Origin of the sequence: Kribbella sp. CA-294648 (assembly GCF_050943845.1) — a bacterium.
Classification (GTDB): Bacteria; Actinomycetota; Actinomycetes; order Propionibacteriales; family Kribbellaceae; genus Kribbella.
Genome location: NZ_CP191981.1, coordinates 2,384,852 through 2,404,016, shown reverse-complemented (window position 1 = coordinate 2,404,016; position 19,165 = coordinate 2,384,852). Strand labels below are relative to the sequence as shown.

General features: G+C 68.0%; 15 protein-coding genes. 8 read left to right on the top strand and 7 right to left on the bottom strand.

Annotated features, from left to right (window positions below):
• The first annotated feature begins 293 nt into the window (after positions 1–293).
• The 4 genes from tyrS to ACQPYM_RS11675 all read left to right on the top strand — a co-directional run bounded on the left by tyrS (position 294) and on the right by ACQPYM_RS11675 (position 4,292).
• Positions 294–1,496: a tyrosine--tRNA ligase gene (gene tyrS / locus ACQPYM_RS11690; protein WP_433019163.1), complete on the top strand. Its 1,203-nt coding sequence runs from the start codon at positions 294–296 to the stop codon at positions 1,494–1,496.
• Between the two features lie 10 nt (positions 1,497–1,506).
• Entirely contained in the window at positions 1,507–2,682 is a 1,176-nt protein-coding gene (locus ACQPYM_RS11685; RefSeq protein ID WP_433019160.1) for an aminoglycoside phosphotransferase family protein, read from the top strand.
• A 75-nt stretch (positions 2,683–2,757) separates the two neighbouring features.
• The gene (locus ACQPYM_RS11680; RefSeq protein WP_433019157.1) at positions 2,758–3,465 is read left to right on the top strand and encodes a 3-keto-5-aminohexanoate cleavage protein; all 708 of its coding nucleotides are present in this window, start codon (positions 2,758–2,760) and stop codon (positions 3,463–3,465) included.
• A complete protein-coding gene (locus ACQPYM_RS11675) occupies positions 3,465–4,292 on the top strand; it encodes an NAD(P)H-binding protein (protein WP_433019154.1) in 828 nt (275 codons plus the stop codon). The genes ACQPYM_RS11680 and ACQPYM_RS11675 overlap by 1 nt, the downstream gene beginning before the upstream one ends.
• 568 nt (positions 4,293–4,860) lie before the next feature.
• On the opposite strand, the gene ACQPYM_RS11670 is transcribed toward ACQPYM_RS11675, so the two are convergent.
• Together ACQPYM_RS11670 and ACQPYM_RS11665 are read right to left on the bottom strand one after the other, a co-directional pair.
• Positions 4,861–5,394 carry an isochorismatase family protein gene (locus tag ACQPYM_RS11670; protein WP_433019151.1) on the bottom strand — a complete coding sequence of 178 codons (534 nt, stop codon included), beginning with the start codon at positions 5,392–5,394 and terminating at the stop codon, positions 4,861–4,863.
• A gap of 41 nt (positions 5,395–5,435) precedes the next feature.
• A complete protein-coding gene (locus ACQPYM_RS11665) occupies positions 5,436–10,289 on the bottom strand; it encodes a DUF2961 domain-containing protein (RefSeq protein WP_433019148.1) in 4,854 nt (1,617 codons plus the stop codon).
• Between the two features lie 176 nt (positions 10,290–10,465).
• Between ACQPYM_RS11665 and gndA the strand changes: the two genes are divergently transcribed.
• The 3 genes from gndA to ACQPYM_RS11650 all read left to right on the top strand — a co-directional run bounded on the left by gndA (position 10,466) and on the right by ACQPYM_RS11650 (position 14,231).
• Positions 10,466–11,905, top strand: a complete 1,440-nt coding sequence (gene gndA / locus ACQPYM_RS11660) for an NADP-dependent phosphogluconate dehydrogenase (RefSeq protein WP_433019145.1) — start codon at positions 10,466–10,468, stop codon at positions 11,903–11,905.
• A gap of 116 nt (positions 11,906–12,021) precedes the next feature.
• Positions 12,022–12,540: a DUF6319 family protein gene (locus ACQPYM_RS11655; protein WP_433019143.1), complete on the top strand. Its 519-nt coding sequence runs from the start codon at positions 12,022–12,024 to the stop codon at positions 12,538–12,540.
• 1,154 nt (positions 12,541–13,694) lie between these two features.
• On the top strand, positions 13,695–14,231 hold the full coding sequence (locus tag ACQPYM_RS11650) for a DUF6817 domain-containing protein (RefSeq protein ID WP_433019140.1): 537 nt from the start codon (positions 13,695–13,697) through the stop codon (positions 14,229–14,231).
• Positions 14,232–14,238: 7 nt separating this feature from the next.
• Here ACQPYM_RS11650 and ACQPYM_RS11645 read toward each other — a convergent pair whose 3' ends face one another.
• On the bottom strand, positions 14,239–14,601 hold the full coding sequence (locus ACQPYM_RS11645; RefSeq protein WP_433019137.1) for a hypothetical protein: 363 nt from the start codon (positions 14,599–14,601) through the stop codon (positions 14,239–14,241).
• A gap of 100 nt (positions 14,602–14,701) precedes the next feature.
• Between ACQPYM_RS11645 and ACQPYM_RS11640 the strand changes: the two genes are divergently transcribed.
• Positions 14,702–15,115 (top strand): hypothetical protein, encoded by a 414-nt coding sequence (locus ACQPYM_RS11640; protein ID WP_433019134.1) that lies wholly within the window; start codon positions 14,702–14,704, stop codon positions 15,113–15,115.
• Between the two features lie 100 nt (positions 15,116–15,215).
• Here the strand turns inward: ACQPYM_RS11640 and ACQPYM_RS11635 are convergent, their stop codons facing one another.
• Genes ACQPYM_RS11635 through ACQPYM_RS11620 form a run of 4 tightly spaced genes read right to left on the bottom strand, consistent with a single transcriptional unit; the run spans position 15,216 to position 19,029 of the window.
• Positions 15,216–15,938, bottom strand: coding sequence for a PIG-L deacetylase family protein (locus ACQPYM_RS11635; protein WP_433019131.1), 723 nt, complete (start codon positions 15,936–15,938; stop codon positions 15,216–15,218).
• Between the two features lie 49 nt (positions 15,939–15,987).
• Complete coding sequence (locus ACQPYM_RS11630) at positions 15,988–17,289, bottom strand: D-arabinono-1,4-lactone oxidase (RefSeq protein ID WP_433019128.1); 1,302 nt, start codon at positions 17,287–17,289, stop codon at positions 15,988–15,990.
• Positions 17,286–18,443, bottom strand: a complete 1,158-nt coding sequence (locus ACQPYM_RS11625) for an amino acid deaminase/aldolase (protein ID WP_433019125.1) — start codon at positions 18,441–18,443, stop codon at positions 17,286–17,288. Before ACQPYM_RS11625 ends, ACQPYM_RS11630 begins: the two co-directional genes overlap by 4 nt.
• A gap of 43 nt (positions 18,444–18,486) precedes the next feature.
• A complete protein-coding gene (locus ACQPYM_RS11620; RefSeq protein WP_433019122.1) occupies positions 18,487–19,029 on the bottom strand; it encodes a hypothetical protein in 543 nt (180 codons plus the stop codon).
• Positions 19,030–19,165 lie beyond the last annotated feature (136 nt).

Here is a 19,165-nt window from a genome sequence, read left to right as displayed (position 1 = left end):
TGTAAGGCCTGGACCGCCCCCACTCACCAACCTGCTCCCCCGCCGCCGGGGGAAGGCAACCTACGCCTGGCCGGTCCTGGCCGAATGAGGTTTGTGAGTGGCGGCGGTCCGGGTTAGCCTGGCCGGGTGACGAAGCGACTCGCGCAGTATCGACCGGCTCTGGGACGAGCCGGCCTGCTGTAGTTCGCTCCACCCCCAGAGCCTCCGAGGCAGGATCCCGTCAGGGTTCCTGCCTCTTTCCGTTGCCGGAGGCGCTGAGTGCCTCTCGGCGTTCACTTTTCGAGAGGACCCTGATGAACGACGGACCGGCCGTACTCGAACGGCTGCGGCGGACGACCGACACGATCGTCGGCGAGACCGACCTGATCGAGCGGCTGAACTCCGGCCGCCCGCTGCGGATCAAGTACGGCGTCGACTGCACCGCGCCCGACCTGCATCTGGGCCACGCCGTCAACCTGTGGATGATGCGGCAACTGCAGGATCTCGGGCACCGGGTGGTGTTCCTGCTCGGCGATCTGACCACCCGCATCGGCGATCCGACCGGTCGCTCCGAGACGCGCCCGATGCTCAGCCCCGAGCAGATCGAGGAGAACGCCGCCTCGTTCCTCGACCAGGTGTCACTCGTCCTGCGCACCGACCCGGAGGTCTTCGAAGTACGCCGGAACTCCGAGTGGTTCGGCACGATGGAGGTCTCGACCCTGCTCGGGCTGTTCAGCCAGGTGACGCACGCCCAACTGATGGCGCGGGACATGTTCCGCGAGCGCGTCGCGGCCGGACGGGAGATCGCGCTCCACGAGCTGATCTACCCGGTACTGCAGGGCTACGACAGTTTCGCGATGGACAGCGACCTGACCATCGTCGGGTCCGACCAGCTCTTCAACGAGCAACTCGGCCGGCACTTCCAGCAGCGACTCGGGTCGCCGCCGCAGGCCCTGATCATCACCACGATCACGCCCGGGATCGACGGCGGCCCCAAACAGTCGAAGTCGCTGAACAACTACATCGCCTTGACCGACACCCCGAAGGACAAGTTCGGCAAGCTGATGAGCCTGCCCGACTCGTTGATCCAGGTCTACGCGCACGTCTACACGGAACTCCCGCTCGACGTCGTCGCCTCTCTCGGCGAGGCTGCTGCACATGGTGGTCCGGCTGCCCGCGACGCCAAGCTCAAACTCGCCGCGGCGGTCGTGACGCGCTACCACGGCGCGAATGTCGCCAAGGCGGAGCGGGCGGCGTTCACCGAGCAATTCACCCACCGCGGTATTCCGGATGACCTTCCGGAGGTGACGGTGCAGACTTCAAGTCCGACCGTTCTGGAGTTGCTGCAAGCAGCGCGGCCCGAGCTGAGCAACTCCGAACTCCGCCGGCTGATCCACCAGGGAGCAGTCTCGATCGACGATCAGAAGGTACTCAGCCATGACCAACCCATCGCCGTCTCCGAGCCGATCACCCTCCGCTCCGGCTCCCGCACCTTCCACCGGATCGTCCGCGCCTGAGACGAAGACGGTGGAGGCGCTGGTCAGCGTCGGCGACCGGTACGCCGGACAGTTGCCGGCCTTCGAAGCGGACCGGCCTTGGTGGTCGGAGGTCGAGGCGACCACCAGGTATCTCGACGACGTGCTCGGCGTGCCCACTTTCGTACTGCGCCTGGTGCACGCCGACAACGCCGAACTCGGTCGCGGCGGCCGGGTCGTCTTCCACGTCCAGGCAGCCGCCGACCCGCGCCCAGGCGTGCTCGACCCGACTCCGCGTCCCGACTGGCCGGACATCGTCAAGCCACATCGGCTCCGGTCGCCGTGGGCCGAGATCGACGGCCCGCAGCGGCTGGTCGACTGGGCAACCGGCATCGTCGGGCCGGCCCGGCCCACGCAGTACAAGACCTGGAACCTCTCTTGTCTGATCCACCTGCCGGCAGCCGGTGCCTGGGCCAAGGCGACGAGCTGGTTCTGCAGCGTCGACGCCGACGTCATCAACCATGTTCATCAGTACGACGCCGCGCTGGCGCCGGGTGTGCTCGGGGTCGATCTGGAGAATCGGTGGTCTCTCCTCGCGCACGCGCCGGGGACCGACTGCTGGGAGCCGGATCCGGCCACTGTGCAGGACATCCTCAGCCGGTGGGTCGCAGTACAGGCTGCCGTCGCGGGTGAAGAACTGCGGGTGCCGAGGATGCTTCCGGAGGATTTGCCAGCAGAGTTGGATGCTCTGCTGGCGAGTGAGGTCGCTGAGCGACTGACCACTGCGGAGCTCGCGCAAGCCCGGGTACTGCGAGACGCGCTGCCCGGGCTCGTTCGGGAGCTGGAGTCGGCGGGGCTGCCGAACACCTTGGTCCATGGGGACTTTCATCCCGGTAACTGGCGCTCCGACGGCACCAATCGGGTGATCGTCGACTGGGCGGACAGTTGCCTCGGGCATCCTGCTGCCGATCTCCAGCGGCTTCGCAACTGGCTGCCGGAGGAGACGCGGGAGCTCGCGGTCCAGACCTGGGCCGCCGCCTGGCAGAAGCGCCTGCCGGGTTGCGATCCACTCCGTGCGCTCGAACCGATGACGGTGCTCATCCACCTGCTGGGCGCTGTCACCTACCAGCGATTCCTCGACAACATCGAGCCCAGCGAACGGATCTACCACGAGGACGATCCGGCCGCCGAAGTCCGATCCGCGATCCGCAGCTATGAGCTCCGCTGAGGCAGGCCCTCTTTTGCGCGACGTCATCGTCGAAACGATCGCGGATCGCCTGCCGGTCTGGCAGGGTGGCCGGCGATGAGAGCGATCGTGAAAGCGTGCCTGAACGGTGACCGCTCGCGGGACGACCATCCCGCAGTACCGGTGACTCCGGCGGAACTCGCGCAGGCCGCGTACGACGCCGCGGCGGCGGGGGCGGACGCGGTGCATTTCCATCCGCGCGGGGCCTCCGGGCGGGAGAGCTTGCGCTGGTCGGACGTGGAGCCGGCGGTGGCCGCCGTGCGGGAGCGGTGTCCTGGGTTGCCGCTCGGGGTGTCGACGCGGCAGGAGATCGAGCCGGATTTGTCGCGGCGGCTGGCGTTGCTTGGCGAGTGGGCGGCCGGGCCGGACTTCGCCAGTGTGAACTGGCATGAGGACGGCGCCGAACAAGTTGCGGATCTGCTGGTCGAGCGCGGGATCGGGGTCGAGGCCGGGCTCTTCACTCCGTCGGCCGCCCTTGAGTTCCTGAGTTGGTCGGGGCCGGTCGTGCGGGTGCTGGTGGAAGCGCTGCCTGGAATCTCGCCTGGTGCGGATGGGGTAGCGGCGGCTCGGGAGATGCTGGCCGTGCTGCCGTCCGGCTTCGATGTGGTGGTGCACGGGGAGAACGAATGGGCCTGGCCCGTGCTGGAATGGGCGCGGGCCGAGGGCTACGGGGTGCGGGTCGGCTTCGAGGACATGCTGACTGGGCCGCGGGGTGAAAGTGTCGCTGGCAATGGCGAGTTGGTCGCTTATCTGAGGGGGAACTGATGACAGTTCTGGTCACCGGAGCAACGGGGAACGCTGGTGGGGCGGTTGTGCGTGCACTGGCTGCGAAGGGGGTTCCTGCTAAGGCGCTGGTGCGCAAGGCAGTTGAGTTGCCTGATGGGGTGGAGGCGGTCGTCGGCGATCTCAATCAGCCGTCGACTTTTGTTGATGCGCTTCCCGGCGTTTCTGGGATCTTCCTGCTGAGCGGGTACGAGCGCATGGAGGAACTGCTGGCCAGCGCAGTACGGGCCGGAGTACGGCGGGCTGTGCTGTTGTCGAGCAGTTCGGTGGTTGGGACGGACACGCGCAATGCGATCGCGCAGTACCACGGGGCTGCTGAGGCTGCTGTTCGTGAGTCCGGGTTGGAGTGGACGTTCCTGCGGCCGAACGCGTTCATGTCGAACACGCTGCGGTGGCTGGATCAGCTTGCGGCGGGTGACGTGGTGCGGTTGCAGTTCCCGGAGGTGCCGATCTCGACGATCCATCCGGATGACATTGCGGACGTTGCTGTTGCTGCGCTGACGGAGGATGGTCACGCGGGGGTGGCGTATCGACTGAGCGGTCCGGTGGCGCTGCGCCCGGCCGAGCAGTTGGCGATCGTTTCCGAGGCGATCGGGCGGCCGTTGCGGGCGTATGAGTTGAGCGCGGAGGAGACGCACGACGAGCTGTTCGCGTCGATGCCGGCGAAGTATGCGGAGGCAATCGAGGCGTTCTATCGCGACGGCATCATCGATGAGACGACTGTGACGGACGCTGTGGAGAAGGTCACGGGCCACCCGCCCCGCACGCTGCAGCAGTGGGCTCGGGAAAACGCCTCGCTGTTCAGTTAGTCGGTGGGTGGGTGACGCCCACGCGTGCTCCTACGTCGCCCGCTCCCCACCCCCAGCTACCTCGCTCCTACATCGCTCGTCCCGCTGCCGTGACTACTGGTTGCGCGGCCGACCCGCTTGGCTGGTCGGCCGAGTACTGACGCACCCAGCGAGCCCAACCGCGCGGAGGTAGGCGTCCCTGAACCTGGCATTCAGCGTCCCGAGCGACAGGACATAGTCGCCGTTTTCGGCCATCGCCGGCTATTGTCTACGCCTGGAGTGCACGTCCTACCGGGACTACGTCCTGTCGGTAGGCACGCAGCCCTGCGTTGGCGGGGGCCGACGCAAGAGGCGCGTGGGCGGGTCGGTGCACGGCTCGCCAGCCGGTCGGGCTCGCCTGTGCGTCACCTACGCGTCAGCATCCGACCCGCCGGACGACGGGCTCCACCTGGTGCGTCAGCACCCGGCCAGCCACACCGATGGCGCCTCCTGTGCGACACCTTGCTTTCACGGCAGCGGGACGAGCGACGTAGGAGCGAGGTAGCTGGGGGTGGGGAGCGGGCGACGAAGGAGCACGCGTGGGCGGGTTTTACTCCGGGCTGAGGGCTGCGACGTATTGGGTGCCGGTGCAGGTGGTGCCGAATCTGGGGAAGATGTAGGAGACGGCGAATTCGTGGGCGTGGGCGTCCAGCCCGGTCATTGCGTCGGTGACGTAGATGGTGTTGTAGCCGTGTTCATCGGCTACGCGCCCGGTGGACTCCACGCCGAAGTTGGTGGCGATGCCGCCGAGTACGACGGTTCTGATGCCGCGGGCTTGCAGTACGTCGTCGAGGCCGGTCTGGTGGAAGGCACCGACCGTGTGCTTGACGATTTCCACGTCGCCGGGCTGGCGGTCCAGCTCGGGCGCGAACCCGCTGCCCTCGGGCTGGAGGTCGACGCCCGGGCGCTCGACCCGCACGTTGACGACCAGCCCACCGACGGACCGGGTGGCTTTGGCCAGCGCGACGCAGCGCTTCAGCACCTCCGGTCCGCTCAGTGGCGCCGTGTCGAGCGCGATGATCCGCGGCATCAGGTCGATCAGCACCAGCGCCGTCGTACGGGGCTCCAAGTCAAGAGTGGTCACACCTTCGGACCCTACGACATGCCGGCGGCCAGGTTCTCGCCCTACGACATGCTGGCCGCCAGATTGTCGGCAAAGGTGGTGTCCTTCTCGGTCGCGGAGAACCCGAAGCGCCACGTCCCGCCGTTGTAGGTGCCCGGCTGCCACGCGCGGCCGCCCGGTTGCCAGAGCGGCTGCCATGCGACGGCCGCGTTCTGCGGGTCGTACCAATGGTTGTCCGCGGCCCACGCCGAACCTTGCTTGTACGCCGACACGACGCTCAGCCCCGGCCCCGTCGCCATCGACCACTTGGGCAGTCCGGGATAGTCGCCGTTGCGGTTGAACCCACTGGGATCGCCCTGGTCGGCGAGCCCGGAGTCGACGTTGAAGGAGACCTCCCACAGTGGTGCGGACGGCGCCTGGTTGACGTTCCAGCGCAGGCTCGTGGCGAACGTCTTCGGGCCGAAGGCGAACGACCAGTCGGCGGTGATCGGCTCGTCACCGAGCGGGATGCCCTTCAGCTCGAGCTTCCCCTCCGCCGTCTCCACCTGAGCCGCCGCACCGGTGAGGTCGGTGGCGCCGAAGTTGCCCACGCCGAGATAGGGCGCGGTCGCCCGGGACGACGAGTCCAGCGCCGGCTTGTACTGCGCCTTGCCCGCCGGGTCGACGTCGAGCGCTGTCAGCACCGCCCTCGGCGTGGTCTGCACAGTCGCCCGGTAGTACTTCGTACTGACCACCATCCCCTTGGTCACCTGGGTCTTCGCGAAGTCCAGCGGCGCGACGAACAACCCACCCTTGCCCCAGCCCGCGCCGGTGACGTACCAGTCGGTCCCGTCCTGGACCACCTCCGCCGCGTGGGACGAGATCGTGCCGACCAACTGGTCGATCGTGAAGTGCAGCGGATCCTTGCTCCTGTAGACCTTCGTCGACTCGTAGCCGCCGTCACAACAGACGAACAGATACCAGTCCGTACCGCGCTGGACCACGAACGGGGACTCGGTCGGCCCGCCGAAGGTGCCCGTCGCGGGGTGCTGAAATGCGGTCTTGCGCTCGCCCCAGTGCAGCAGATCGTCACTGGTGCGATAGGCAACAATGTGGTTGCCGCCGCTCGGCGTCGAGTTGGCCGTGTAGTACATGACCCATTGCGTGCCGACCTTCAACACCATCGGATCGCGCCCGTCGAAACCGTCGGTAAACAACGGATTCGCCGGACTTCTGGTCCAGTTCACCAGGTCGGTCGACGTCGCCAACGACATCCGGTACGCCGTATGGTCGGCCGTCCCGCCTGCGTAGAACATGTAGTAGACGCCTTGGTCGTAGATCACGTGCGGCGCCCAGATGTGGCTCTCGCCGGCCGCCGGATCAGCCACCAGCGCGGGCGGCTGTTTCGTCCACGGGCCGTTCGGCGACGGAGCGGTGGCGTGCCCGAAACTCTTCTCGTCGAGCGGGTTGGCCGGCTCCGCATGCGTGATGGCGAAGACGTGCCAGGTCCCGGTCTTGCGATCCTGGATCAGCGTGTGGTCGTTGTAGTACCACGGGCTGGACTCGCCGACGCTCGGGTCGTACACCTTGACGAAGTTGCCCGCGGCCACCACCGTGTCGGTCCTGGTGAAGGGTTCGTTGTTGATCACCGAGAGCTCCAGATCGAGCAGGTCGAGACCTGCCAGGTAGCCGGTCGCCGCAGGGTTCTTGCCGGTCACCGCGACCGTCAACTGATGCTTGCCCGCAGCAAGGGTTCTGGTGCCGAGGTCAACGTTCTGGGTGACCACACCACTCGCGACATAGCCGTCGAAATCTGCCACCTTCGTGCCGTCGATGCTGAGCGCAACGATGCCGTAGTCGGCCGCCTTGGTCAGCACGGCGGAAAGGCTGTAGGTGCCCGTCGTCGGGACCGTGAAGGACAGCACCGCCTGGTCGCCGGACTTCGCACCATGAATCCACAACTGCGCGCCACCCGACCAGTTCACTCCACAGCAGTTGCCCTGCACATCGACCGGCACCGTTGCGGAGACGACCGGCAGCATCGACTCGCCTTCGATCCGGAGCGTGCTCCCGGACGTCGCCTGGACCGGCGCCGACTTGGCGCCCCCGTTGCCGGCCAGGTCGACCGCCGCCACGCGGTACGTCCAGGTCTCCTGCAACCCGAGTCCCTTGTGCACGAAACCTGGGACCCGGCTCGTGCCGATCAGCTTCTCGGCAGCACCCTTCTTCGCTGCATAGACGTCGTACCGCGTAATGCCGCTCTCATCTGCCGGCTCTTGCCAGCTGAGTGCGATCGCGTTGTCAGCCCGGCTCACCGCGGTCAGGCCCTCGACCATGGCGGGGGCGCGACGATCGGAGTACGGGAGGACCGATGACTGGACGACATAGCCAGCTGCCGTCCAGGTGGTGATCGGCCTGAGTTCGATCTTCAGGCTGCGCTTCCCGAACGTGATTGCTGCGGGCAACTGGTAGTTGTCGTCCAGCCAGCGCTGACGGTCGTTGCCCAAGGCCTGCGACCAGATCCCGGCTTCCTTGCCGTCGACAAACACCTTGGCGGCTTGCCCGGCCACCTTCTGGTCACTGGTACGCCGCAAGGTGACGCCTCGGTTGACCGGGTCAACCTTTGCGGTGAAGCGGATCGGCGTGCTCCCGGACCGGACCTGGTCGGTCAGCACGATGTCGTCGTAATCGCCCTCGTAGACGCTGGTCAGGTCGGCCGGGGTCGCCGCACCGTCGTCGTACTGGTGTTCCGTGCGGCTCTGCGCCGAGCCGGTGTCGAGCCGGTCGGTCTCGCGGGCGCCGAACTGCGGTGCGGAGTACAGGAAGGCGGTTGAGCCGTAGATCGCCGGGTGGTCGTTCTGCTGGCCGTGCTCGATGCCGAACGTCAACTGGTTCTGGTAGCCGATCGAGTCGGTGATGTGCAGGCGGAACGCGCTGTCGCACTCGTACTTGCACTCGCCCGCCTGGACCTCGTGGCCCGAGTTGCCGTGGAACGGCGTGGAGTACGTGCCCTGGTTGAAGTACCAGCCGGACTCGTAGTAGTCCTCGGTGCCGGTGCCGTAGATCGCCGGGGTGCGCTCACCGTCGACGTACACGCGCTCGTCGCCTTCGAGGTAGCCTCGAGTGTTGCCGCCGGCCTGCAGACCTTCCATGGTTTGCGAGACGCCGACGAACTTGCCGCGTCCGGTGGTCTGCGCGACCATCCAGTCGCTGCCCATGACCGGTTCGGCGCGATGTGACACCGCGGTGAAGTAGCCGCTCTTGCCGGTGACCAGATCCTTCGCGACTTCGAGATCGCGCGCCGAGGTGACCTCCGCCTGACCACCGGACAGCTTGTACTGCGAGGTGTTGACGAGCGTGACGGTGGCGCGGGCGAGGTACGGCATCGGCCACCAGGCGGAGTACCAGCCCTTCGGATCCATCGCGAAGAAGAGCGAACGGACGTCGTTCTCCCCCAGTCCGGAGCCGAAGAACTCGCCGAGCGGGGCATCGACCCGCTTCTTGCCGTCCACAGTGACCTGCACCCGTACGCCGGACAGCAGCGCGTCGGAGGGCTTCACGCGTTCGGCGTCGGCCGGCGTGGCGGCGTACGGCATCGAGTGCGCACCTTCCCAGCGCTGGCCCGTGATCGAGTAGCCGTGGGCCTGCTCGTCCGCTACATGTTGCGGTCCGAGGTCAAGGGTGTCAGTGCGCTTCGTCGTGCCGCCGACGATCGAGTCGGCCCAGTAGGTGAACTCGTTGAAGTCGAGGTCGGAGGAGACGAACTCGTTGCGGATCTCCAGCTGCGACTTGCCCGCCGTGACACTGGCCGGCAACTCGACGACCTGGTCGGCCCACTGCGCACCCTGGGCCGGCAGCGGCGCCCACTCACCGGCCGGTACGCCGTCGACGAGCACCTTCGCGCGCTGGTTGCCGATCCGCAGGTCCATCCGGCGGATCAGCTTGACGCCCGTGTTGGCCGGGTCGACCTTCAGCGTGAACTTGCTGCCGCCGGTGAACGCGCGGCCGTCGTCGCTGATGCTCTTCAGCTCCAGGCCGACGAGCTGCGGGAGCTTCAGCCGGAGTGCACTGAGCTCACCAGGGCCGCGAACGTCGGCGAGCGTGAGTTGTTTGCCGGGGGCAAGCTCCACCGGGGTCTCGGTGGTCTTCGCGCCGGGCCTGGCGGGCTTGGGGTCCTTCGTGCCGGACGCCTTGAGGAGGGCTACGACATCCGTTGCCTTGTCGGCCGGGTCGAAGGTCTTCACGCCAGTCGCGTCGGGGAACTCGCGGTAGCCGACGTGGTAGAAGTACGGGTTGTTCTGGACGGTCACCCGCATCGACTTCTGGTACGGCATCGGGACGCGGAGGTAGACGCCGCCGCTGGTCTCCAACGCATTGGCGACGAGCGGGTAGACGAACGGCGAGCCGAGCTTGCCGTCGACAACGTCCTGCAGGCTCGCGTCCAGCACCTTCTTCCCGTCCAGCTCGACGGTGATGGTGCCGGTCTTGCGGACATCGCCCTCGTCGCGGGTGAACCAGATCGCGGCGATCTCGCCGGCGCCGTCGTCCTCGGCGAGCACGCAGCCGGCAGGCGTGGTCCGCAGGCATGAGTAGGTGCCCTCGAACCCGTCGTTGTTGGAGCCGTCACGGGCGAAGCTGGAGAACTGCTTGGTGCGGACGCCGCTCTGCAGCTCGGGGAGCCGGTCGAGTTGCCGGTAGACGTCCCAGCCGACCGGGCCGTTGCCGCCCGCGGGAGCGGACGTAGTACCGGCCGCTTGTGCTGCGGGAGCGGACGCAGTACCGGCTGCCTGTACTGCGGGCGCGGCCGCTGCGGCTGGTACTGCGGCTGCCGCGGCTGGGGGCGCCAGGGCCGGCGCGGCCGAGGCATGGGCGGCCGTGGGGACGGCGAGAACTGCGCCGAGGAGAACCGCGACGACAGGTCGGAACGAGCGGGTCATGGGCGGACCTCACGATCTGGGAAATCGATTTCTCAGATGTCTACCATCGGCTCGCGGTCTTTGAGAAGGGTTCGGAGCCGTCTACTTGCTGAGACCCGACCGACGGCGGGGTTGCTCCGGGCAGGAGACTGGTCTCGCACTCGGACGTCCAGCACTCACCCCGCAGGAGATAGCCAATGAGTTCTGCTCCAGCCCAGATCGCCGTCACCGGCCTCGCGGTGATGGGCCGCAACCTGGCCCGGAACCTGGCGCGCAACGGTTTCCGCGTCGCCGTCCACAACCGGTCCAAGGCCCGTACCGACGCGCTGATCCAGGAGTTCGGCCACGAGGGTGAGTTCACCCCGGCCGACGACCTGCCCGCGCTCGTCGCCGCGCTGGAGCAGCCGCGCAAGATCATCATCATGGTCAAGGCCGGCGAGCCCACCGACGCGGTGATCGACGAGTTGGTGCCGCTGCTCGACGAGGGCGACATCGTCGTCGACGCCGGTAACGCGCACTTCGCCGACACCCGCCGGCGCGAGGACGCCCTGAAGGCCAAGGGCCTGCATTTCGTCGGCGCCGGCGTCTCCGGTGGCGAGGAGGGCGCACTGAACGGCCCGAGCATCATGCCGGGCGGCTCGCCCGAGTCGTACGCGGCCCTCAAGCCGATGCTGACCAAGATCTCCGCCCACGTCGGCGGCGAGGCCTGTTGCGTCCACGTCGGCCCGGACGGCGCCGGCCACTTCGTGAAGATGCTGCACAACGGCATCGAGTACGCCGACATGCAGCTGATCGCCGAGGCGTACGACCTGCTGCGCAGCGTGCTCGGGCTCAGCGCGACCGAGATCGCTGACGTGTTCCGTGAGTGGAACAGCGGCGACCTGGAGTCGTTCCTGATCGAGATCACCGCGGAGGTGTTGTCGCAGGTCGACGAGTCGACCGGTGGGCCGTTCGTGGACGTCGTACTGGACCAGGCGGAACAGAAGGGCACCGGACGCTGGACGGTTCAGGTCGCCTTGGACCTGGGCATTCCGGTCAGCGGGATGGCGGAGGCCGTCTTCGCGCGGTCACTGTCGGGCGACGCCGTACGGCGTTCCGCGGCGGCCGGAGTACTGGCTGGGCCTTCCGATGCCAAGGTTTCGGTGGACCGGGATGCGTTCATCGAGGATGTGCGGCATGCGCTGTACTCGTCGAAGCTGGTCGCGTACGCGCAGGGGTTCGATGCGATCCGGGCCGCTTCGGACCAGTACGGATGGGACATCGACCTCGGCGCGATGGCGACCATCTGGCGGGGCGGGTGCATCATCCGGGCGCGTTTCCTGGACCGGATCAAGGAGGCGTACGACCGGGACGCTTCGCTGCCGTCGCTGCTGGTCGACGACTACTTCAAGGAGGCCGTCGTCAGCGGGCAGGACGCATGGCGCCGCGTGGTCGCGACGGCAGCCACGGCCGGAGTGCCGGCTCCTGGTTTCTCCGCGGCTTTGTCGTACTACGACGGGTTGCGGGCGGAGCGGCTGCCTGCGGCGCTGATCCAGGGGCTGCGGGATCTCTTCGGGGCGCACACGTATCGGCGGGTCGACCGGGACGGGTCGTTCCACCTGGACTGGTCGGGTGACCGCAAGGAGCACTCGGCCTGAGTTCTTTTGCTGACACGGCAGGCGGATTGGCGCTGGGGTCGAACGTGTGTTCTAATACACTCTCAGCGCCAGCCCGCTTCGGCGGGGACATGTCACCCAGGGAGATCGCCGCAACGATGACTGTAGACACCTTCGCAGGAGAAGCTCAGACCGACGCCGCCGACACTCCCGTTGCGGTGATCGACTCTTCGGCCGCGGCCGACGTGGCTTCCCCGTCAGCAACTGACGCGCCGGCGGAGAGCCTCGCCGCCGACGTGGACGCTCCGACCTCTTCGGACGTGGACGGTGCTCCGGCCGCCGAGACCACTCCGGTGGTCGCGGAGAAGCCGAAGAAGGCTCCCGCCAAGAAGGCGGCGCCGAAGAAGACCAAGACCCTCGAGCTGACCCTGACCGTCACCGGCACCGCCGACGGCGAGTGGAAGGCCGAGCTCAAGCAGGGCAACAGCTACATCGCGAAGAACCTCCTGGTCGCCGCAGCCGCCGTCTCCCGCGCCGCCAAGGAACTCCACGAGGACCTGTCCGGCCCGATCGACGAGGTCATCGACGCAGCCCGCGAACAGCAGGCAGCCAAGGTAGCCGCCCTCGAAGCCGAACTAGAAGCAGCCCGCAAAGCCCTCGCCGAACTAGACGACTAGCAACCCCCCGCGCCGGTCTCGCCACCGACGCCCACCGACCCGCCGGCCTCATCACCCGGCGGGTCGCTGGCATTCCACCCCCAAAACCACAGAAGACAGCTGCCGGTTCAACTGACCCGCACCCGAGCAAGCCCACCAGGCGCCAAGCCATCAGCAACCACCGCGCCGACCCACCAGCAGCAACGCTCAGACCAGTCCCGCAGTAACCGCAGGAGCCGGCGGCGAGGACCACAGGAGACAGCTGCTGGTGTCGGTGAGCTTCAGCACCCGAGCGAGTCGGCAGCCGCCAAGAGCCAACAGCAACCACCGCACCGACCTCCCAGCAGACAGGCTCAGACTGCCCCCGCAGTAACCGCCGGAGCCAGCGGCTGGCAGCGCGGGAGACGGTTGCTGGTGGCCGCTATAGCCACACGCTCGACGACCCGACCCTCGGAAGGCCTCGCAGTAACCCGCAGGAGGCGGCTGCTGGTGACAGCGAGCCCACGCACCCGAGCGAGTCCCGCAGCGCACCAGCCGGACCAGTCAGCAGTGCGATCGTCAGCCAGCGCCGGCTGTGGCTATGGCGAATACCAGCAGCCGTCGCCTGTGGTTCTCGCCGCCGGCTCCTGCGGTTACTGCGAGGGGTCCCCGGGGTGCTAGCCGTCCGTGGGTTGTGGCGAACACCAGCAACCGTCGCCTGCGGGTGCCCGCCGCCGGCTCCCGCGGTTACTGCGAATAGTCCCCGGGGGTCTGCCGGCCAGCCTGTGGGGTATGGCGAATACCAGCGGCCGCCGGTCTGCGGTTTCTGCCGCCGGCTCCTGCGGCGGATGCGAAGTCCACTGGCTGCGGGCCGCATCTGTCGGTGCTGGCTGGATCGCCTGATGGGCGGGCGGGAATCGCGGGGCGGGTGCTGGGGCTCGGACACCGAGGCCATCAATGGCACGCTGGTCGGCCGTCGGTCGGCTCATCTTGCGCTCGTACCGCATCCGTCGGCTGCCGGTTCCTTCGTATTGATGGCGTGGGAGTCCGGGGCGGATCGGCTGGGCCAACTGCGGGGGAACGGGATGTGACGGAATCGGCACGCCGGGGTGGTGTGCGAAGGGGGTGGGGCGTCGTACCTTGTTTGCCTGGGCCGGTCCCGTTGGGCCCTGACCGCTCCTAACCGAAGGGGTCAGATGAGCACCTTCCAAGATCTGGGATCGTTGCTGCTCGTCCGCGGTGCCGATGAGCTGGAGCATGCCGGTGGCACGTTGTACGTGCACCTGCATCGGGTCGCCAAACGGCTGCGCGATCTGGGCGCTTCCGAGACGCTCGTGCTCGCCGGGCTCGCGCACGCGGCGTACGGGACGGATGGGTTCCCGACGCATCTGTTCGACTGGCAGGAGGAGCGGCCAGTTCTCGAAGCCGTCATCGGACCCGACGCTGAGTTGCTCGTCTACCGCTACGGTTCCTGCGAGCGCGAGACCACCTGGCGCGATCTCGCCGAGCACAGCACTGTCACCGACCGGTTCACCGGTACTTCGGAGGAGCTGACGTCGGCCGAGTTGCGTGACTTCGTCGACCTGACCATCGTCAACGAGCTCGACGTTTTCGACCACGCCCCGGACCTCAAGCCCAAGCTGCACGCGTTCCTCCAGGAACAGATCCCGCGCTGGCAGTCCCTGGCCTCCCCCGCCGTCCTGGCCGACGCCAACCGCGCCCTGGCCCTCTAAACGCGCGTCAGCTTCGGCCGAAGCTTCGCATCGTCGTCAGGAAGAGGGCCAGCAGCGTTGCGGCGAGGGTCGCCGCAACGCAAAGCCACAGTGGAAGCGGCGTCAGCAACGTGGTCGCGGCGAAGGTCAGCGGCGCGACGTAGCTGCCGGCCAGCCGAGGGTGGCGCCTGACCCAGCGCAGTACGGCGGGAATCGGCATCCCGATCGGCGCCAGTAAGACGGCCGCGCCCAGTGCCACCTGCCACCCGCGCTGCTCGATCAGCAGAGCTCCGACCAGCAGCCAGCAGAGTGGACCGAAGACCAGCAACCACCACGGCGGCTGCCACAGATCGTCGTCGGCCGCCTGCCGGACGGTCTCGTTGCGCGTCACGCCCGTCGCCTCCTCCCTCGGCTGGGGCCCGCCACTTCGAGTTTGGCACCCGCGCGACGGTTTCCTGGAAAAGGCGCCTCACCCGACGCATGATCGGTACATGGCCCGCTACGAAGTGATCGCCCGCGCCCAGCTCGACCGGCGCCAGTCCACCTCCGACTACTTCACCATGGCCCACCTGTCCGGCCGTCTCGACCGTGGCATGCACCTGCGGCGGGTCGAGGAGCTGCCCGACGGCCGGGTCGCTCTCGTCCTGCAGCACAAGTTCAGCCCGCGGAAGCAGGACGAGGCGGCGCTGATGGCGAACCGGACGCTCGCCCAACTCGGTATCCCGGCCGCTCAGGTCTCGCAGGTCGACCTGCTCCGGCTGTCCCGCAAGGGGCGCACCCTGGTCCGCTCCTGGATCGGTCCTGCCAATCCGCCTGGTCCCGATCCGAGCGGGGACCGTGAACCCCGCAACCCGCTGCCCGCTCCGCCACATCTGAACGCCTCACTCGAGCTCCCCAGCAACTGACACACGACGCGCGGGCCTACCCCGCAGTACCGCCGGGGTGGGCACAGCCGCAGTACTCCGCGCCCGCCGGACGGGGCAGGGGCGCGCGAGTCCACCTACCTCAGGGCGTGAACACCTCGAAAGGCGCCGCGAACGTCGTGCCGAGCCGGCTGCCCGCAGCGCGCCCCATGCCTTCGAGGAACTCGGCCGGGTCGAAGTCCGGCCAGTTCAAGCCGTCGATGTAGGCCTTGTGCGCCCGCAGCGACTCGACCCCCACCTCGAAGGTCTCGGTCGTGTCGACCGCGTGCTTGCCGTTGGGCGATCCGGCCATCCAGACCTGCCGTACGCCGTTCCAGCGCTCGCCTTCCTCGGGGAAGATCCACCGGTTCGCGGCGTCCCGAACCGCGTCGAGGGTGGCCTTGCCGGTGCTGATGTGGTCGGCCTGGTTCAGGACGACGTCGCCGTCCCAGGTGTCGCGGAAGTTGTTGGTGATGACGATCTCCGGCCGGTGCCGCCGGATCACGCCGGTGATCAACCGGCGCAGCGCGACGCCGTACTCGATCGTGCCGTCGGGCTGGCCGAGGAACTCCACGGACGAGACGCCGACGATCCGGGCCGACTCGATCTGCTCGGCCTCGCGCAGTGGGCCGCTCTCGGCCGGCGGGATGCCGTCGATCCCGGCCTCGCCCGAGGTGAGCAGGACGTAGACGACCTCCTTGCCCTGTCTGGTCCAGCGCGCGACCGCCGCGGCGCCGCCGAACTCCAGATCGTCAGGGTGCGCGACCACCGCGAGGGCCTTGGTCCAGTCCTCGGGCAGCGCTTCGAACGGCTCCGGTGCAGTCATGAAGGAAGGCTACGACGCGACGACCCCGGTCGACACCTTTTGCCCGGTACTACGCCCCGAACACCCGCCGGGTGTACGTGTTGGCGAAGGCGCGCCTGGGGTCCAGCCGGTCACGAACCGCGAGGAAGTCGTCGAACCGCGGATACCGCTCGCCCAACTCGTCGGCTCCGAGCGTATGCAACTTGCCCCAGTGCGGCCGGCCCCCGAACGCCTTCACGATCTGCTCGAACGCATCGAAGTACTTGGCGTGCGCAAGCCGGTGGTACTGATGAATCGCCACATACCCGGTGTCTCGCCCGTACGCCGTCGACAACCAGATGTCGTCAGCCGCGGCAACCCGTACTTCGATCGGGAACGGCAACCGCTCCCCCGACCGGTCGATCCACGCCCGCAACTCCCGCACGACCTCGACCACGTGCTCACGCGGTACGGCGTACTCCGACTCCCGGAACACCACGTTGCGCTCGGCACAGAACACCTTGTACGACGCGTCGACATACTCGCGGGCCGACAGCGCCCGAGACGCCAACTGATTGATCCGCGGCACCAACCCGGGGCGCCGGACCGACAGCCGGTTGGTCAGCTCGAAGACGCGGTTCGACAGCAGTTCGTCGTCGACCCACCCGCGGATCCGGCCGACCGGCGAGGCACCGACGCCTGCAGCGACCCGGTTGTTCCGCTTCGTCAACGCGACCTCGGTGTGCGGAAACCAGTAGAACTCGAAGTGATCGTTGCCATCAGCAAGTGAATCGAAACCGTCCAGCACCTCGGCCAGCGGCAACGGCATCTCCTGCGCGCGCAGCAGGAAGGCCGGCACGGTCTGCAGGGTGAGCGCCGTGATCACGCCGAGCGCGCCGACCGAGACGCGAGCAGCAGCGAAGACATCCGCGTTCTCCTCGGCCGAACAGTTCAGCACCGAGCCGTCGGCAGTGACCAGTTCCAGCCCGACCACCTGAGTGGCAAGCCCACCGAGTGAAGCGCCGGTGCCGTGGGTGCCGGTCGAGATCGCGCCGGAGATCGTCTGCTTGTCGATGTCACCGAGGTTGGCCATCGCCAGATCGAAAGCGGCGAGGCCGGCGTTCAGCTTGGCGAGGCCGGTCCCAGCGCCAAGCGTCACCTTGCCGGACGTCTGGTCGGCACTGGTGATCGAGGACAGGGCGTCCAGCCGGATCATCACCTGCTCGGGCACCGAGCAGCCGGTGAACGAATGGCCGGAGCCGACCGCCTTGAGCTGCTTGCCCTGCTCGGCCGCCGTCTTGACCATCGCTGACACCTCGTCAACAGACGACGGCCGCAGGACCTCCAGGCCGGTCGCCGACTCGGTGCCGGCCCAGTTGCGCCAGGTGCTCATCCGAAGTTCTTCCCCTCACCCCGATACGTCACGAGCCCGGTCAGCTCGTTCCCGTCGATCGCGTGCAGTACGTCGAATCGTTCCAGCATCTCGCCCGCCTTGGCGTACCGCATCCAGACCCGGTCGCCGATCCGCAGCCCGCGCGCTTCCTCGCCGGCAACCGGCGTCTGGACCTCGCCCGCGCCTTCGGTGCCGAGCAACTTCAGCCCGAGCGGCCAGCTCGGCGCTGGCAGGCGGGACTTCTTCGCCGGACCGGAGGCGACGTAGCCGCCCCCGAAGAGGGTCGCGATCCGCGGCGACGGGCGGCGTACGACGCCGAGTGCGTAGGCGACCGCGTGCTCGGGCTGGAAAACGTCGTACTTGTCGAAGAGGGTCGGGCCATAGAGCCCGGAGCCGGCCGTGACCTCGGTGACGGCCGGATCGGCGCTGCTGACCTCGATGCTGCCGGTACCACCGGCGTTGACCAGCCGAAGCAGCACGACCTGCTTGACCGCGTCGACGACGAGACCGCGGCGATCGGCGAGCTCACTAGCCGACAATCGCTTGACCAGCCGGACCGCGGGCGACGTGTCGGGCAACCCCGCGATCTGCGCCTCGTAGAACATCACGCCGACCAGCTCGAAGGCGTCGTCGGCGGCGACCCGGCGGGCCAGCTCGATCACCTGCTCCGGCGTCCGCAGCGGCGACCGGCGTACGCCGAGGTGCTGGCCGAAGATCCGCAGCGAGGCGTCGACGTCCAGGCAGACCCGGATCCGTTCCCCGCCGCCACCGATCGCCGACTTGATGAAGGCGAGGTGCTCGAAGTCGTCGATCATCAGCGTGATCCGCGACGCCAGCGCCGCATCGCCGGCCAGTTCCTTCAGCGCCGCCCGGTGCACGGTCGGATAGCCCATCAGGATGTCGTCGACCCCGTCGCGGGCCAGCCAGATCGCCTCGGGCAGCGAGTAGCTCATCACCCCGTGGAACCCGGGCCGCTCGATCGCGGCCTTGATCAGCGCCCGGCACCGCACCGACTTCGACGCCACCCGGATCGGCGTACCGGCGGCCCGGCGGACCAGATCGTCCGCGTTGCGCCGGAACGCGGCCAGGTCGACCACCGCGTACGGCGGCTCCAGCTGAGCCGTCAGTCGCGCGTACCTGTCGAAGTCACCCATGTCCGGAGTTTAGAGCGGATGAATACTGAAAGGTAGTACATCTTTACGGCGAATCGATCACAGCCTGCAGTTCCGGTACGACGCTCCGCGCCCACTCGGCCTGCGTGTCCGGCGTGCCGCTCGCTTGGGCCAGTAAGGCCACGGTAGAGCCCTTGAGGGCGGAAAGCTCCACAAAAGCCTCCGCGCCGACGTAGGAACGTACCGACGCGGCCGCCTCCTTCTCCGACCACAGCTGCTTCACCTGAAGCTCACCCTTGTCGCCGCAGGCAGCCATGCGCGCCTGGTAGCCGCTGTAGTACCCAGAGGCCTGGTCTGCGTCGGCGAAGCGCAGTACGAGCACAGTGGCCGGCTGGTTGGCGGCTGTGCGGTAGGAGCCCTGCAGTGCGTGCTTCGGCACCGGGAGGGAGCTGGTCGGCAGGGGGTTGCCGCAACCGACCGGCAACGCTTCGAAGGCGGCCTGGTGCGCCTTCCGGCTGCGCGTCCAGGTCTGGTTGCCCAGGAAGCCCTCCTCGGCGCCGCCGGGCTCCGTGTAGGTCTTCCACCCGGCTCCCAACTTGGCAGGAGCCGGAAGGTTCTTGGACGACACAGGTCCCGCTGCGGCAGGCGGGGGCGCTGTTGCTTCCTCCGGCAGCTCCGGAGGCTGCGCTGCGTCAGTGGGATCGACTGTGCTCAAGGTGTTCGTCGGGATAGGAGCAGTGCCGCTGGTCGGCGTCGGGGTCGGC